This is a genomic window from Lachnoclostridium sp. An196 (assembly GCF_002160135.1).
GTDB classification, from domain to species: Bacteria; Bacillota; Clostridia; order Lachnospirales; family Lachnospiraceae; genus Hominiventricola; species Hominiventricola avistercoris.
In genome coordinates this window covers 149,662-166,731 of record NZ_NFJZ01000007.1, presented here as the reverse complement: position 1 = coordinate 166,731, position 17,070 = coordinate 149,662, and the positions used below count along the sequence as shown (strand labels likewise).

Here is a 17,070-nt window from a genome sequence, read left to right as displayed (position 1 = left end):
ATGAGATCATTTTACATCATTGCAAACAGCGAAAAAGACGAGAATCTGAAGTTATCCCATGAGATTGCGGATTATCTGAAGTCCCGGGGCATGTGCTGCACAGTCCGCGAAAAAGAGGAAGAAGGCGCCGAGTCCTACGAACGCCTGAAAGAGGCGGAAGTGGAAGGAATCCTGGTGCTGGGCGGAGACGGGACTCTTCTGCGGGCCGCCAGAGAGCTGGCGGGACTTAAGATCCCTTTCCTGGGGATCAATCTGGGCCATCTGGGATACCTTGCGGAGATTGAGGAACAGAATGTACAGACGGCGCTGGACCAGCTGATCGCGGATGACTACACTGTGGAAGAACGGATGATGCTGTCCGGGAGCGTCTGGGTAAACGGAAAAGAACTGGGACATGATGTGGCGCTCAACGATATCGTATTGAACCGGCAGGGGAATCTGAAGGTGGTCGATTATGATATCTATGTGAACGGCGAGTATCTGTATTCTTCCACAGCGGACGGGATCATCGTATCCACGCCCACCGGCTCTACCGGCTACAGCCTGTCCGCCGGGGGGCCGATCGTGTCGCCGGAAGCGTCGATCCTGGTTCTGACTCCGATCTGTTCTCATACATTGAATTCCAGAAGCATTGTTTTTTCAGGGGAAGAATGTATCCGTATCCGGATCGGGGAAGGCCGGCATGGAGGCGCGGACGAGTCCTGCGTGACTTTTGACGGGGACAGCTGCTTCCAGGTGAAGTCGGGGGATTATGTGGAGCTCCAAAAAGCGGCGGAAGTGACCAGAATTATCAAGATCAATCAGGTCAGTTTTCTGGAAGTGCTCAGGGAAAAACTGAGCCGCAGCTGATGAAAGGAAGAGGCGTATGAAACGCAGAAGACATGAGAAAATCATTGAATTGATCGGAAAATATGACATCGAGACTCAGGACGAGCTGGCAGACATGCTTCGCCGGGAGGGCTTTGAAGTGACTCAGGCCACGGTGTCCCGGGATATACGGGAGCTGAAACTTTCCAAGGTGCCGGCTTATGGAGGAAGACAGAAATACGCGCTTCTCCAGCATCAGGAACACCAGATGGCGGAAAAATACGAAGGAATTTTAAGAGAAGCGTTTGTTTCTATGGACTGCGCGCAGAATATCCTGGTGATCAAGACTGTATCCGGAATGGCCATGGCGGTAGGAGCGGCCATGGATAATCTGGGGTGGAAGGAGATCGTGGGATGCATCGCCGGAGACGATACGGTCATGTGCGTGATCCGCACGTCGGAAGATACGGAATCTCTGATGGAGGAACTGGAAAAGATCATAAGAAGATAGAGGGAACAGGATGCTGCAGCATTTACATGTGAAAAATCTGGCCCTGATCCGGGAAGCGGAGATCGATTTTACCGAAGGGCTGAACATACTGACAGGCGAGACGGGAGCGGGCAAGTCGATCATCATCGGATCCATAACGATGGCTCTGGGCGGACGCGTGGCCCGGGAGATGATCCGGGAAGACGCGGACCAGGCGCTGGTGGAGCTGGTCTTCTCCACAGACCGTCCGGAGATCCTGGAATGGATGGACCGTCTGGGCATACCGGCAGAAGACGGCCAGCTGATTCTTTCGCGGAAAATTTCAGGAAACCGCAGCCTCTGCAGATTAAACGGAGAGACGGTCAGCGCTTCCGTCCTGAAAGAGGCGGCATCGTACCTGATTGACATTCACGGTCAGCACGAACACCAGTCGCTTCTGAACCGCAGAAAGCATCTGGAGATTCTGGACGACTATGCCCACGGTGAACTGGGACCATTAAAAAAACAGCTGACGGATGTGTATCATGCCTGCCGGGAACTGGAAAAGAAACTGGAAGAGGCGTCTGCCGATGAGACAGGCCGGCTGCGGGAACAGGAACTGCTGGAATTCGAGATCTCCGAGATCGAGGAAGCGGCGCTGGAAGACGGCGAGGATGAACAGCTGGAACAGAGGTACCGGAAGATGGTCAACGGAAAGAAGATCCTGGAGGCGTTGTCCGCAGCCAGACTTCTGTGCGGAGGGGAAGACGGTTCCGCTTCCGATCAGATCGGCAGGGCCTGCCGGGAGGTGACGGGAGCTCTCCGCTATGACGAGAATCTGCAGAATCTGTCCGACCAGATACAGGAGATCGACGGGATGCTGTCTGATTTTTTCCGGGAACTGTCTGATTACATGGAAGGGCTGGAGTTTTCCGGGGAAGAGTTTCAGGAGACAGAGGAGCGTCTGAACCGGATCAATCACCTGAAAGCGAAATACGGGCAGACCATCGGGGAAATCCGCGCGTATCAGGAGGAGAAACAGAAGCGCCTGGATATTCTGGCCCATTTCGAGGAATATACTGCGAAACTGAAGAAGGACTACGAAGAAGCGAGGAAGACGCTGGAGACATTGTGCGGACAGGCGCACCGGATCCGGGAAAAACAGGCAGAGATACTGGCAGAACTTATGCAGCAGCAGCTGGCAGAGCTTAATTTCCTGGATGTGCGTTTTCAGATCGAGGTGCGTAAGACGGAGCAGTACGGCGCGGACGGATATGACGAGGTGGAGTTCATGATCTCCACCAATCCCGGGGAGCCGCTGAAACCGCTGGGCAGGATCGCGTCCGGAGGAGAACTATCCAGGGTTATGCTGGCGATCAAGACGGTATTGGCAGATCAGGACGCCATCGATACGGTGATCTTTGATGAGATTGATACAGGCATCAGCGGAAGGACCGCCCAGAAAGTATCAGAGAAGCTGGCGCTGATCGGAAAAAGCCGTCAGGTTATCTGTATCACCCATCTGGCGCAGCTGGCCGCCATGGCGGACAGCCATTACTGTATTGAAAAATTTGCGGCAGGCGGAGGCACGCAGACGAGCATCCGCAGGCTTACAGAAGAAGAGGCGGTGGACGAACTGGCGCGTATCCTGGGCGGGGCAAGCATCACAGAGTCCGTGAAAGAGAACGCGCGGGAGATGAGAAGGCTGGCGCTTCAGCTGAAAGAAAAATAAAAATAGTAATAATTGGCAGTAAAATCAGACGGTTTTATGCAGACACTAAAGAAAAAGTGTGAAAGGTGTGGCTGCATGAACCGTCTGAAAATTTATCGCTTATGTCTGATTGCCGCCCTGATCCTGTCGATTCTGTTATTTGGGCTATATGGAAAATGGTATCTGAATACCCGGATTCCCGATGTGATCCGGGTGGGCGAAGGAGAAGAGCAGACGCTGAACCTGGGGATCAAGGAAGTGTCTGTGCAGGCAGTACAGAAACAAAGAGTGATCCCGGGAGGAATTCCGGTGGGGATCTATCTGGAAACGGATGGAGTCTATGTGGTCGGGACCGCAGAAGTAGAGTCTGCAGACGGGCTTATGTACGAACCTGCTTACCAGATTATACAGACAGGAGATTATATTCTGGCGGTCAACGGCCGCCAGATTCATGACAAGGACGAACTGATCGAATGCGTACAGGCCTGTCAGACCGATATCATGATACTGAAGGTTCTGAGGGGGACAGAAGTAATACAGGTGCGCATCAGCGCCGTAGAAACAGAAGAAAATTACAAATTGGGAATCTGGGTCAAAGATGACATTCAGGGAATCGGAACACTTACCTATGTGACGGAAGACCTGCAGTTCGGAGCCCTGGGACATGGCATCACTGACACGGATACGGGAGAGCTGCTGGATGTTTCCGGCGGTTCTCTCTACGATACGAGTATTCTGGAGATCGTCAAAGGAGAGTCGGGAGAGCCGGGAGAGATCAGCGGCATGATCACTTACTCGGCGCGGCATGAGAGAGGCAGCATCACAAAAAATACGCCGGCGGGTATCTTTGGCACAACAGATTCTCAGATCAGGGAGCAGATACAGACGACTCCCGTGGAGGTGGCGTTCAAACAGGAGATCGTGCCGGGGAAAGCATATATCCGAAGCTCCGTGTCCGGTGAACTGAAAGAATACGAAATCCAGATCCAGGAGATCCGCCTCAATGAAAACGATGTGAATAAGGGCATGGTATTTCAGGTGACAGACCCGGAACTGCTGGCATTGACCGGAGGGATTATCCAGGGAATGTCCGGGTCGCCCATTCTGCAGAATGGAAAACTGATCGGAGCAGTGACGCATGTGTTCGTCAACGATCCGGCTAAAGGGTACGGGATCTTTGCGGAAACTATGATGGCGGCGTCGGAGAACTAAAGTTTTTACGGTCTGACAATAAATGATTGTTCATCTGCCGGATTTCTTGCTTTCAGAATGCTGGTAAGTTATAATAGTTGTATTCACAAAACGCAGACGCAGGGAGGCAGATAGATGAAGAGTCCGATGACCACATTATGCTATATTGAAAAAGACGGAAAATATCTGATGCTTCATCGGATAAAAAAGGAACACGACATCAATGAAGGCAAATGGATCGGAGTCGGCGGACATTTTGAACCGGGGGAAAGCCCGGAAGAGTGTCTGCTGAGAGAAGTAAAAGAGGAGACGGGGCTGATCCTTACGTCCTGGAGATTCCGGGGAATCGTCACATTTTCCGCGGACGGCAGCCCCACGGAGTATATGTGTCTGTATACTGCGGATGCTTTTACAGGTACTCTGGAAGAAGACTGCAGGGAAGGTATTCTCCGCTGGGTGCCGAAAGAAGAGGTAGGGACTCTCAGCCTGTGGGAAGGAGACCGGGTATTTTTGGATCTTCTGACCCGGGATGCGCCGTTTTTCTCTTTGAAACTGATTTATGAACACGACTGCCTGACGGAATGTGTGCTGGACGGCCGGAGTATGCATCTGCCTTTGACGGAAAATGAATGACAGAAAAAGGGGGTATTTTATGGCACTGGGGGGACTTGATATCGGCAGCACCGGATGCAAAGTGACAGTCTATGATGAAGAGGGTAATTACCTGTACCGTACATACCGGGACTATCCGGTGTCCCGGAAGACCGGAGAACATGAAGTGATGGCGGAAGACATCTGGAAAGGCGTCTGCGAAGTCCTGGCAGACGCGGGAAGCCATTATCCGGATCTGAAATCGATAGGAGTGTCCAGTTTTGGGGAGAGTATGGCGCTGTTGGATGAGGAAGACCGTCCGGTCCGCCCGGCGATGCTCTACACGGATCCCAGAGGCGCCGAGGAATGCCGGGAGCTGGAGGCGATTCTGGGAAAAGAGAAGCTGGAGAGGATCACCGGCGTGGCTCCGCACAGCATGTACAGTCTTCCAAAACTCATGTGGGTAAAAAAACACCGTCCGGAGCAGTTCGGACGGATCAGAAAGATTCTTCTGATGGAGGACTACATCATCTATATGCTGACCGGCAGCCGGATGATTGACTACTCGCTGGCCACCAGGACCATGGCATTCGACATCCGGGCTCTGGACTGGAGCCAGGAGATCTTCCGGGCGGCCGGGATCGACAGCGGTCTGTTTTCAGAACCGGTTCCCAGCGGTACGTCCGCAGGACAGATTCTTCCGGAGATGGCGGAAAGACTGGGACTTCCGCGGGATCTCCTGTTTGTGCCGGCGGTGCATGACCAGGCGGCAGCGGCGGTGGGATCCGGCGTATTCAAGGCGGACCGGGCTGTGGACGTGACAGGCACGGTGGAGTGCATCACGCCGGTCTTTGAAGGAATACCCGAGGACCGCCGGATCTACGACGGCGGATACGCGATCGTGCCGTATGTGGTTCCGGGCAGTTATGTGACTTACGCATTTACTTTCACGGGAGGCGCGCTGGTCGCCTGGTTTATCAACAATCTGGCAAAAGAGGAAAAGAAACGCGCCAGAGAGGAAGGCCGTTCTGTATACGATCTGCTGGAAGAAGGGATGAAAGACGAGCCCACGGGAATTCTGGTGCTTCCGCATTTCGCGGGGTCCGGGACGCCTTATATGGACGGAGGCGCGAAAGGCGCGGTGGTGGGTCTGACACTGGATCACAGCGCCTCGGATCTGTACCGCGCCATGATGGAAGGCGTGACCTATGAGATGCGCCTGAATCTGGAACGGCTGGCAGAGTCCGGAATCCGGCCGCAGAAACTGCGGGCGGCAGGGGGCGGAGCGGCCTCGGCCGTATGGATGCAGATGAAGGCGGATATCCTGAATCTGCCGGTGGTCTCGCTGGGAAGCGCGGAAGCAGGAGCCACCGGATGCGCCATGCTGGCCGGCGTCGCCGCGGGAGTGTTCCGTGATCTGAAAGAGGCGGCTTCTGTCATGCTGAAAGAGAAAGACACTTATCTGCCGAGACCGGAAATGCATGAAGCGTATGAAACATATTATGAAAAATACCGGCGGCTGTACGAGGCAGTCCGTCCGCTGGTATAGATATAAGAGAAAGGGGAGATCATCTATGGTCAGTCCATATGTGGGACATGAAAGTCAGGTATCCGGAGTGGAAGAGCACCGGCTGGTAGGAGGAAAAGGAGACGGCATGCGCCTGTTTCTGGTGAGAAACGGGAAAGGACTGGAGTTTACCGTGTCCGCGGACCGCTGCGCGGATATATCCCGGCTGAGTTTCCGGGGACTTAATATGAGCCATTTCGCGGCCTGCGGTTATGTGGCCCCGGCCTATTATGACGGGGTGGAAAACGGCTTCCTGAAATCATTCACCGTGGGCTTTCTGACGACCTGCGGACTGAACGCCGTAGGCGTTCCGTGCGACGACGCGGGGGAGCGCCTGCCGCTTCATGGAACCGTGGGAAATATTCCGGCCGAACAGGTCTGGTGGGAGAAAGACGGGAAAGAAATCCGGCTCCACGCGGTGATCAAAGATCAGGCGCTGGGGGCCCATAAACTCCTGATGAAAAGGACCATCGGCTGTTCTCTGGAGGAAAACAGCCTTTATGTGGAAGACGTGATTGAAAATGAAGGAGACACGGAATATCCGGCCATGATCCTGTATCACATGAATATGGGATACCCGCTGCTTTCGGAAAAGTCGGAAGTGTATATACCTTCTATAGATGTGAAACCCAGGACGGAGCATGCGGCCGAGGATATAGATACCTGGATGAAGATGCTTCCTCCTCAGCCGGGATTCGAGGAACAGTGCTATTTCCACAGTTTTGATAAAGACGGACTGGCGGCGATCTATAATCCGGACATCGATCAGGGGCTTGCGATCCGCTTTGATCCCGGGAGCCTTCCCTATTTCACAGAGTGGAAGATGATGGGATGCCGGGATTATGTACTGGGTCTGGAGCCTGGCAACTGCCATCCGGACGGACGGGACCGCATGAGGGCGGAAGGCGGACTGACCATACTGCAGCCGGGAGAGTCCGTGCGTTATCATGTGGACGTCTCCATGATCGCGGGCAGAGACCAGTGGAACGCCGTCTGCGGAAAATCATAAGAATACGTGCTTTTTTTCACAAGGTATGGTATAATCAGCTCGCCGCAAATGATTTTAAATAAAGGAAGGTATTATTATTGAAGTACGATGTAATCGTCATCGGCGCAGGTCCCGCGGGTATTTTCACCGCGCTGGAACTGGTCCGTCACGGGGCACAGAAGAAGATTCTGATGATAGAAAAAGGAAAGCCGGTGAATAAGCGTCACTGCCCGAAATCAGAAACAGGAAAATGCATGAACTGCAAACCAAACTGTATGATCACGACAGGCTTTTCCGGAGCAGGAGCGTTTTCAGACGGAAAGCTGAGCCTGTCCTGCGAGGTGGGGGGCGAACTCCCGACTCTGATCGGAGAAGAGTTTGCGCAGGAGCTGATCGACTATACGGACAGGATCTATCTGGAATTCGGCGCGGATGAACATGTAGAGGGAATCTACGAAGGCGATGAGGTTAAGGAGATCCGCAAACGGGCGATCCGCGCGGGACTGCGTCTGGTGAACTGCCCGATCCGTCATCTGGGCACAGAGAAAGCGCAGCAGCTCTATCTTAATATTCAGAACTATCTGCTGGATCAGGGCGTGGAGATCTTATTTGAGACGGAATGTGAAAATATTATTCTGGACGGAGATCTCTGTACCGGCGTCCGGATTTCCTCAAAAGAAGGGAAACAGGAGATCTTCGGCGATGAGATCGTCATCGCCACCGGCCGGCGGGGAGCAGACTGGCTGGAAAAGGTGTGCGCGGAAAACGGCATCGCCCATCGTCCCGGAACGGTGGATATCGGCGTCCGTGTAGAGTGCCGCAACGAAGTGATGGAGATCGTCAACAAGATACTTTACGAAGGGAAGCTGATCGGCTATCCGAAGCCCTGGAAGAATAAAGTACGCACTTTCTGCCAGAACCCGGGAGGTTTTGTGGCGCAGGAGAATTATGACAACAATCTGGCGGTGGTCAATGGACACAGCTTCAAAGAACTGAAGAGTGAGAATACCAATCTGGCGATTCTGGTCAGCCATAATTTTACCGAGCCGTTCAATCAGCCTATCGCCTACGCGCAGAAGGTGGGAGAACTGACCAACATGCTGGGGGCAGGACATATTCTGGTGCAGCGTTACGGCGATATTCTGGACGGGAAAAGAACCTGGCAGGAGGAACTGGCGCGGTCCAATGTGAAGCCGACGCTGAAGGACGCGGTGGCGGGAGATATTACGGCGGCTATGCCGTATCGGGCCATGACCAATATTATCGAATTCATCCGGATGCTGGATGAGGTGGTGCCGGGTTTTGCCAGCGACGAGACGCTGCTGTACAGTCCGGAACTGAAATTTTATTCCAATAAGGTGCGAATGGATCAGAACCTGAATACGAATATCCGGGGACTCCATTGCCTGGGCGATTCCTCCGGATGGACGAGAGGTCTTATGATGGCGTCAGCCATGGGAGTACTGATGGGACGGAAACTGATGGAAGCGGAGCAGGAGGTATGAGTATGAAGAAGATCATCACCATCGCCAGAGAGTTTGGCGCGGGAGGCGGAGAGATCGGACGGAGAACGGCCAATGAACTGGGCATTGCCTACTATGACAGGGACATCATCCTGAAGACTGCGGTAGCCAGCGGCAAGCTGGATCCGGAGCAGGTGCGCCGCTGGGACGAGCGGGTGCCCAGCAGCTTCGGGTTTGCCCAGAGCCTTTTTGACTTTTACAACAAACCTCTGGATGAAGAGATCTGGAACGCCCAGATGGAGGCGATCCGGGATCTGGCCAATCAGGAAAGCTGCGTCATCGTGGGCCGCAACAGCGATTATATACTGGCGGAATTTGACCACTGCCTGAGAGTATTTGTGCACGCCGGATTCCAGTGGCGCGTGGAGCGCATGGTCGGGATGATGAAGGACGCCGCGCCGGAGCAGGTCCGCGCGGACGCCAGGGAGGCAGACCGCGCCAGAAAGCGCTATTGCGAGTATTATACGCACAGATCCTACGGAGACGCCAGAAATTATGATCTGACGCTGAATACGGAGAAACTGGGGATTGACCGTGCGGTGGAGCTGGTGCTGGCGGCGGCGGAGGATCTGTAAACGCAGTTTAAATCCGCGCGGTGCACAGAACATACATGTATACAATTATACTGTTTTTCTTGACAACTGGAAGAGAACTCTTTATACTGGGTATGTATCACAAAGGCGGTGTTACAGATAACATCGCCTTTGTGCGTGAATAACCTGTTTGTTCAGGAAGAAAAGGAGAGGAACGATTATGAAAAAGTTAACGGTAATGGCGCTGATCGCATGCCTGGCATTCTCGGCGGTGGCCTGCGGATCTTCCACAACGGAGACCACGGACGATTCTGCCGCTGCGGCAGAGGAGACGACGGAAGCTCCGGCAGAAGAGGAAAGCGCGGACGCGGCGGAAGAGGAAGCGGAAGCTTCCGATACGGCGGCTTCTTCTGACAAGACATGGGTGATTGCCATGGACACAGTATTCAGACCTTTTGAGTATACGGATGAGAACGGAGATTTTGTAGGAATCGATGTGGATATCATCAAAGCGGTTGCGGAAGATCAGGGATTCAATATTGATATTCAGAGTCTTGGCTGGGACGCGGCGGTAACGGCTGTTCAGACTGGTCAGGCAGACGCTCTTCTGGCAGGCGCCAGCATCACGGAGGAGAGACAGCAGAACGGCTGGATTTTCTCTGACGGCTACTATACGGCGACTCAGACTTTTGTAGTGCCGGAGGGCAGCGATATCGAAAGTTTTGAGGATCTGGCAGGACTGAACGTGGCTGTGAAAAACGGTACGGCAGGCGCGGACTTCGCCAACGAGCTGAAGGACGAGTATGGATTCACTGTAACCGTATTTGAAGATTCACCGACCATGTATCAGGATGTGCTTCTTGGCAACAGCGCGGCATGCGTAGAGGACACGCCGATCATGGCGGACAATATCAAGACCGGCGGTCTGGCTCTGCAGATTCCGGAGAACATGCACAACGACGGCGCAGATTATGGTATGGCCATCATGAATGAAGCGAACCAGGAGCTGCTTGACATGTTCAATACCGGTCTGGCAAATATCCGTGAGAACGGAGTTTATGACGAGATCATCGCGACCTATCTTGGGGAATAATCCGGGATAAAGTCTGATGGAATATTTACAGTAAGGAGATAAAGGCCCTATGATATCTATTATTCGGATATATGGCGATATGCTGATGCAGGCTTTGGGAAGGACGCTTCTGCTCACAGTGATCGGACTGCTTATTGCCATAGTCATCGGTATGATTTTTGGACTGATGAATGTGAGCCACAACCGGGTACTGAATCTGATCGGAACCGTTTATGTGGATGCGGTCCGCGGAGTGCCGCTGATTGTACTGACTTATTTTATGTATTTTGGCGTGGCGATGGGTATACAGTCCCTGGGATTTCCAAATTTCCGGTGGGAAAGTGCCATGCAGGCAGGTACGATCGCGTTGTCCATGAACTGCGGCGCCTATATGGCCGAAATCATCAGGGCCGGTATCGAGAGCGTGGACCGGGGCCAGATGGAGGCGGCCAGAAGCCTCGGACTTACTTACGGCGCGGCTATGGCTTTGGTTGTGGTACCGCAGGCGGTGCGTACCATGATCCCCTCCATCATCAACCAGTTCATTATCACTTTGAAGGATACTTCTATTCTGTCCGTAATCGGGATTGCGGAGTTAACCAATGTGGGAAAAACCATCACGGGCAATACGCTGAATCCGCTGGGATCCTGGGCAATCGTCGGCGTCATGTACCTGATCGTGATCACGATTCTCAGCAAGGTGGCGAAGATGGTGGAAAGGAGGGTGAACCGTGGCAGATAACGGATATAAGATTCATGTATCTAATCTGAAGAAGAATTTCGGAAAACTGGAAGTTCTGCGGGACATCAGCCTGGACGTTCGGGAAGGGGAAGTGGTCGTGCTGATCGGCCCTTCCGGAAGCGGAAAATCCACCCTGCTGCGCTGTCTGAACCAATTGGAGACTGCGACGGGCGGACAGATCATTATCGACGGACATGATGTGACCGACAGACATACGAATATCAATAAAGTACGGCAGAATATCGGGATGGTGTTCCAGCATTTCAATTTGTTTAATCATCTGAACGTGCTGGACAATATGACCCTGGCTCCGGTGCATCTGAAACTGATGACCAAGGAGCAGGCCCGCCAGGAAGCTCTGAAGCTTCTGAAACGCGTAGGGCTGGAGGACAAGGCGGAGGCTTATCCCAGCCAGCTTTCCGGCGGGCAGAAGCAGCGCGTGGCGATTGCCCGCGCGCTGGAGATGAAGCCGGATATCATGCTGTTCGACGAGCCGACCAGCGCTCTGGATCCGGAGATGGTAGGCGAAGTGCTGGCGGTCATGAAAGAACTTGCCAGAGAAGGCATGACCATGGTAGTCGTTACCCATGAGATCGGATTCGCGCGGGAAGTGGCGCATCGGGTGATCTTCATGGAAGGCGGTTATATCGTGGAAGAAGGCACTCCTGATGAAGTGCTGCTCCATCCGAAAGAACCCAGGACGATTGATTTCCTGAGCAAAGTATTATAAGTGAATTGCTGCTGGCCGCCTGTCCGGCGTTCGACAAACGGACGGGCGGCCTTTGATAAACCTGTTGACTTTTTTGCGTTAAAGCGCTATAATCTTAAAGACTGCTGAAGCAGTCCCTGATAGAAGAGGAAAACGGAGGAAATGATATGAAAAAGATTTTGGCTCTTGTGATGGCGATGACCATGGCGGTCGGTCTGACGGCATGCGGCGGAAGCGGCACTGCGGATTCGACGGCGGACACTTCCGCAGAGGAGAGCGCCGCTGCGGAAGATACGGCAGAAGACACCGCGTCTGCAGAGGATGCGCAGACTTCTTCCGCGGGAGATTCTTATACGATAGGTATCTGCCAGCTGGTACAGCACGAGGCTTTGGACGCGGCTACCCAGGGATTTAAGGACGCCCTGACAGAAGCGTTCGGGGATGCGGTTACTTTTGACGAGCAGAACGCGCAGGGAGATTCCAATACCTGTTCAACGATTGTCAATGATTTTGTATCAGGAGGCGTCGACCTGATCCTGGCAAACGGTACGGCTGCCCTGCAGGCTGCCGCAGCGGGAACCAACGAGATCCCGACGCTTGGCACCTCCATTACCGAATATGGCGTCGCGCTGGATCTGGATGACTTCAGCGGTACGGTGGGGGGCAATATTTCCGGCACCTCCGACCTGGCTCCGCTTGACGAGCAGGCGGCCATGCTGAACGAACTGTTCCCGGACGCGGTCAATGTGGGACTTCTTTACTGCTCCGCAGAGGCGAATTCCCAGTATCAGGTCGATACGATCCAGGCATATCTGGAAGAGATGGGATACACCTGCACACAGTATTCCTTCTCTGATTCCAACGACCTGTCCAGCGTGACTACGACGGCCGCAAGCGAAAGCGATGTGATCTATATCCCGACAGACAATACGGCGGCTTCCAATACAGAGATTATCAACAATATCTGCCTGCCGGCGGGAGTGCCGATTATCGCGGGAGAAGAAGGCATCTGTTCCGGATGCGGCGTGGCGACGCTGTCTATCAGCTACTATGATCTGGGTGTAGCTACCGGAGAGATGGCGGCGCGTGTTCTGAGCGGTGAGGAAAATATTTCGGAAATGCCTATCGAATATGCTCCGACCTTTACGAAAAAGTACAACCCGACGAATGCAGAAGAGCTTGGCGTAACGATTCCGGATGATTATGAGGCGATCGAAGCCGCAGAATAATCTGGCTTCTGCAGACCATCTGCCCGTATCAGGCAGAAAAGAGAATATGCATACAGCAGCGAGATGGGAGAATATCCTCTCTCGCTGTTTGTGTGAACAAAGGAATACCGGATGAGGTGACAGAAAGATGAATTTGATGAGTTTGGCAAACGCCCTGCCGGGAGCAGTGGCACAGGGACTGATATGGGGAATCATGGCGATCGGCGTCTATATCACGTTCCGTATTCTGGATTTCGCCGACCTGACGGTGGACGGTTCGCTCTGCACGGGAGGCGCGGTCTGTATTATGACCATGATGAGCGGACAAAATGTCTGGGTGGCGATGCTGGTGGGGACGCTGGCAGGCATGCTGGCGGGTCTGGCGACCGGCCTTTTACATACGTTTATGGGTATCCCGGCGATCCTGTCCGGTATTTTGACCCAGCTGGGATTATATTCCATCAACCTGAAGATTATGGGAAAAGCGAATCAGGCGGTGAATGTGGATAAGTACGATCTGCTGGTATCGCTTCGTTTTATCAGGGATGTGCCCGTCTGGAAGAATACGATCTTTGTGGTGGCGCTGTCCATCCTGATCCTGATCCTGATCCTGTACTGGTTCTTCGGGACGGAACTGGGATGTTCCCTCAGAGCCACCGGCTGCAATGACCGTATGGCGAAAGCGCAGGGCATCAATACAGATTTCTGCCGCGTGCTGGGCCTTATGCTGTCCAACGGCCTGGTGGCGCTGTCCGGAGCGCTTCTGTCCCAGTATCAGGGGTTTGCCGATATTAATATGGGACGCGGCGCGATCGTTATCGGTCTGGCGGCCGTGATCATCGGAGAAGCGGTCTTCGGCAGGATTTTCCATAATTTCGGTTTCCGCCTGCTGGGTGTGACGCTTGGATCCATCATCTATTATCTGGTGGTACAGGTGGTGATCTGGATGGGTATCGATACGGATATGCTGAAATTCCTGTCCGCGGCGGTTGTGGCGGTATTTCTTGCGATCCCGACCTGGAAGAGCAGATATTTTTCAAAACCGGTGAAGAGGGGAGGAAAACAGTAGATGCTGGAGATTAAGAATATATCCAAAACATTCAATCCCGGAACGGTAAATGAGAAAGTGGCTCTGGACGACGTGAGCCTGACGCTGGAAAACGGAGATTTTGTTACGGTAATCGGCGGGAACGGAGCCGGAAAATCCACGCTTCTGAACGCGATCGCCGGCGTGTGGCCGGTAGACTGCGGCCAGATCATCATCGACGGGCAGGATGTGACAAAACTGTCCGAACACAAGCGCGCGGCGTTTCTGGGGCGTGTGTTCCAGGATCCCATGAACGGCACGGCCGCCACGATGGGGATCGAAGAGAATCTGGCGCTGGCTCTGCGCAGAGGCACGTTAAGAACCCTTCGCAGCGGGATCAAAAGCAGCGAGCGGGAGGCGTACCGGGAACTGCTGTCCAAACTGGGTCTGGGTCTGGAAAACCGCCTGACCAGCAAAGTGGGACTTCTGTCCGGAGGACAGAGACAGGCGCTGACCCTTCTGATGGCGACGCTGAAAAAACCTAAACTGCTCCTTCTGGATGAGCATACGGCGGCGCTGGATCCCAAGACGGCGGCAAAAGTCCTGGAGACTACGGATATGATTATCAACCGGGACAGGCTGACGACTTTGATGATCACTCATAATATGAAGGACGCCATCGTCCATGGCAACCGTCTGATCATGATGATGGAAGGGAAAATCATCCTGGATATCCGGGGTGAAGAAAAGAAGAAACTGACCGTAGAAGACCTGCTCCATAAATTTGAAGAGGTCAGCGGAGAAGAATTCGCGAATGATAAAGCGATCCTGGGATGATCCGGGAAACGAAAACCCGCGAACCGGCAGATGAAGCGCTCGTCTGCCGGTTCGCGGGTTTTTGTACGTATTTCATTTCTAATTACGCTGCATTGCTTTGACCAGATTGGTCAGAGCGTGAATCTCATCTTCTGTCAAACCTGACACATCGATTTCCTGTTTGGATTCCAGACCGAGGAGATAGTCTGTCGTAACACGAAAGATCCTCGATATCTTGATCAGTATGTCGTAAGAAGGCATTCTAAGACCGGTTTCATAAGCGCTTATAACAGATTTGGTGACGCCGAGGCGCTCCGCCAGATCCGACTGCGTCATATGCTTCCGAAGCCGCAAGTTTTTGAGTCTGTTTCCGAAATCGGTCATCCGTTTATCACCCCCATATATTTTACTATGCAAAGGTCAACTGTTGGCAAATAAAGTATTGAGATAGTTGACTATGAAAAAAATATGTTGTAAAATAAAGTGCATAAAATAGTAGTGCGTTATTTTGCATAAATCATACATATTGTATGCATTTTTTGTGACAAGGTGCCGTGAGAACACGGAAAGGGGAGAGCATAGTGCCGAGGACAGCGGAAGATCTGACGGGGCGTCGATTCGGCATGCTGACGGTGACCGGGTATGCAGGACTGCAGCAACAGAAAAGACAGAAGATATCGGCCTGGAATTGCGTTTGTGACTGTGGGAATACATGCGTGGTTCCAGGTTATTTGCTGAAACAGGGAAGACGCAAGAGCTGCGGATGCATACGGGAGACCGGTCAGGGGCTGGTTGGAAAACGATTTGGTAAACTGACAGTGGAATCGGAGGATACGCAGAATCGTACAACGCTGCATAAAGTGATCTGCAGATGTGACTGCGGAAACAGGGTGAGCGTGGCGACCAGGGATCTGAAAAGCGGGAAGACGAAAGACTGCGGATGCGTCAGAGCGGAGAAATCAGGAAGAAAAAGTGATCAGAACAGAATACAGAGGGAAAGAATTCAGGAAAGAGCGGCGGATTTTCACGAGGGAAAGCTGTCGGGAGCCGATATTCTGAGGGTGTGGTGCGACGCCTGGATCGGAGCGGTTCTTCCGAACGTGATTAAGGAGACGACGATACGTATGTATACAGAGACCCTGGAGAGACATATCATCCCGTTTCTCGGGGATGTTCCCCTGAGAGAGCTGTCTCCGGAGGTTTTGGATCAGTGGATTAAAGTACTCCGAAAGAAACCATATGCGGGCAGACGGGTGATGACGGAAGGAACTCTCAGAAATACGTTTTCCATCCTTTCCGGATGTCTCAGGGACGCGCAGAAAGCAGGGCTGATCGAGCAGAACCCTTGTCAGAATTTTAACTGGGATACAAAAACAAAGAATCTGTGGGAAGGCAGAGAATGGCTGGACGAATCCCAGATTGCCAGACTGGAGCCGTATCTGACGGCATACAGGGACGAAGAAGGATATCCTCTGGGGATCGCATATGAACTGGTTCTGTATACAGGTCTTACTATAAGCGAAGCCGTAGTACTGAGATGGGAAGACGTCGACCTGATCGGGAACCGGCTGTTTGTAAGGAGATTTGCGGTGGAGAGAAGGACTATGTCTGACGGTGGAAGCGAATCGGTCTATGGAATAGAGGCTGCTTCCGGACGCAGAAGGCGTGAAGTGCCTCTGCCTGAAAAACTCTGTGCCAAACTGTCGCATATTCGGAGAGTTTATGGCGGAGAGGAAAAAGACTATATTATCCATTCGGAAAACAACATGCCGGTCCGCCTGGACCGTCTGCGGTCCGCGTTGATGAGAAGAGGGAGAAACAGCGGCGTCGGGGATGTAACTCCAAGAATGCTCAGGGACAGTTACGCGATGAAGGCGGTACGCGCCGGCGCCACTTCGGATGTGCTGGCGGAGTTGATGGGGTTCGCTTCTCCGCAGCAGGTGGTACGCAGGTACATGCCCCGTATGGCCGAAGATAAAAGGACCCTGGTAGACCGTATGTTTTCTGAAAACTGGTCAGAACACACTGCAGAGAGTCAACTGACTGATGAAAGTAAAAAATATATAAGCAGAAATACATATTAGATATACAGATTTAAGGTCAGACTATGGAAAGA

The 17,070-nt window shown here is 53.0% G+C and carries 17 protein-coding genes; 16 read left to right on the top strand and 1 reads right to left on the bottom strand.

Features of this window, described 5'->3' with window-relative positions:
* The 15 genes from B5F29_RS09905 to B5F29_RS09835 all read left to right on the top strand — a co-directional run bounded on the left by B5F29_RS09905 (position 1) and on the right by B5F29_RS09835 (position 14,975).
* Positions 1–849, top strand: coding sequence for an NAD(+)/NADH kinase (locus B5F29_RS09905; protein ID WP_087154471.1), 849 nt, complete (start codon positions 1–3; stop codon positions 847–849).
* Positions 850–865: 16 nt separating this feature from the next.
* Positions 866–1,318, top strand: coding sequence for an arginine repressor (gene argR, locus B5F29_RS09900; RefSeq protein ID WP_087154470.1), 453 nt, complete (start codon positions 866–868; stop codon positions 1,316–1,318).
* 10 nt (positions 1,319–1,328) lie between these two features.
* The gene (recN, locus tag B5F29_RS09895; RefSeq protein WP_087154469.1) at positions 1,329–3,008 is read left to right on the top strand and encodes a DNA repair protein RecN; all 1,680 of its coding nucleotides are present in this window, start codon (positions 1,329–1,331) and stop codon (positions 3,006–3,008) included.
* 75 nt (positions 3,009–3,083) lie between these two features.
* A complete protein-coding gene (spoIVB, locus tag B5F29_RS09890; RefSeq protein WP_162608403.1) occupies positions 3,084–4,199 on the top strand; it encodes a SpoIVB peptidase in 1,116 nt (371 codons plus the stop codon).
* A 114-nt stretch (positions 4,200–4,313) separates the two neighbouring features.
* Positions 4,314–4,811 (top strand): NUDIX hydrolase, encoded by a 498-nt coding sequence (locus B5F29_RS09885; protein ID WP_087154467.1) that lies wholly within the window; start codon positions 4,314–4,316, stop codon positions 4,809–4,811.
* Positions 4,812–4,830: 19 nt separating this feature from the next.
* Positions 4,831–6,318, top strand: a complete 1,488-nt coding sequence (locus tag B5F29_RS09880; RefSeq protein ID WP_087154466.1) for an FGGY-family carbohydrate kinase — start codon at positions 4,831–4,833, stop codon at positions 6,316–6,318.
* Between the two features lie 25 nt (positions 6,319–6,343).
* Positions 6,344–7,345, top strand: a complete 1,002-nt coding sequence (locus B5F29_RS09875) for an aldose 1-epimerase family protein (protein WP_087154465.1) — start codon at positions 6,344–6,346, stop codon at positions 7,343–7,345.
* A 77-nt stretch (positions 7,346–7,422) separates the two neighbouring features.
* A complete protein-coding gene (locus tag B5F29_RS09870; RefSeq protein ID WP_087154464.1) occupies positions 7,423–8,829 on the top strand; it encodes an NAD(P)/FAD-dependent oxidoreductase in 1,407 nt (468 codons plus the stop codon).
* A gap of 2 nt (positions 8,830–8,831) precedes the next feature.
* Positions 8,832–9,422, top strand: coding sequence for a cytidylate kinase-like family protein (locus tag B5F29_RS09865; RefSeq protein ID WP_087154463.1), 591 nt, complete (start codon positions 8,832–8,834; stop codon positions 9,420–9,422).
* Positions 9,423–9,600: 178 nt separating this feature from the next.
* Entirely contained in the window at positions 9,601–10,473 is an 873-nt protein-coding gene (locus B5F29_RS09860) for a transporter substrate-binding domain-containing protein (RefSeq protein WP_242955633.1), read from the top strand.
* A 49-nt stretch (positions 10,474–10,522) separates the two neighbouring features.
* Positions 10,523–11,194, top strand: a complete 672-nt coding sequence (locus tag B5F29_RS09855; RefSeq protein ID WP_087154462.1) for an amino acid ABC transporter permease — start codon at positions 10,523–10,525, stop codon at positions 11,192–11,194.
* Positions 11,184–11,924, top strand: a complete 741-nt coding sequence (locus B5F29_RS09850; protein WP_087154461.1) for an amino acid ABC transporter ATP-binding protein — start codon at positions 11,184–11,186, stop codon at positions 11,922–11,924. The genes B5F29_RS09855 and B5F29_RS09850 overlap by 11 nt, the downstream gene beginning before the upstream one ends.
* 146 nt (positions 11,925–12,070) lie before the next feature.
* Positions 12,071–13,132 carry an ABC transporter substrate-binding protein gene (locus B5F29_RS09845; protein WP_087154460.1) on the top strand — a complete coding sequence of 354 codons (1,062 nt, stop codon included), beginning with the start codon at positions 12,071–12,073 and terminating at the stop codon, positions 13,130–13,132.
* Between the two features lie 127 nt (positions 13,133–13,259).
* Positions 13,260–14,180: an ABC transporter permease gene (locus B5F29_RS09840; RefSeq protein WP_087154459.1), complete on the top strand. Its 921-nt coding sequence runs from the start codon at positions 13,260–13,262 to the stop codon at positions 14,178–14,180.
* On the top strand, positions 14,181–14,975 hold the full coding sequence (locus tag B5F29_RS09835; RefSeq protein WP_087154458.1) for an ABC transporter ATP-binding protein: 795 nt from the start codon (positions 14,181–14,183) through the stop codon (positions 14,973–14,975). It begins immediately after the preceding gene.
* Positions 14,976–15,053: 78 nt separating this feature from the next.
* Here the strand turns inward: B5F29_RS09835 and B5F29_RS09830 are convergent, their stop codons facing one another.
* Positions 15,054–15,338 (bottom strand): helix-turn-helix domain-containing protein, encoded by a 285-nt coding sequence (locus tag B5F29_RS09830; RefSeq protein WP_087154457.1) that lies wholly within the window; start codon positions 15,336–15,338, stop codon positions 15,054–15,056.
* A 197-nt stretch (positions 15,339–15,535) separates the two neighbouring features.
* Between B5F29_RS09830 and B5F29_RS09825 the strand changes: the two genes are divergently transcribed.
* Positions 15,536–17,038, top strand: a complete 1,503-nt coding sequence (locus B5F29_RS09825; RefSeq protein ID WP_087154456.1) for a tyrosine-type recombinase/integrase — start codon at positions 15,536–15,538, stop codon at positions 17,036–17,038.
* Positions 17,039–17,070 lie beyond the last annotated feature (32 nt).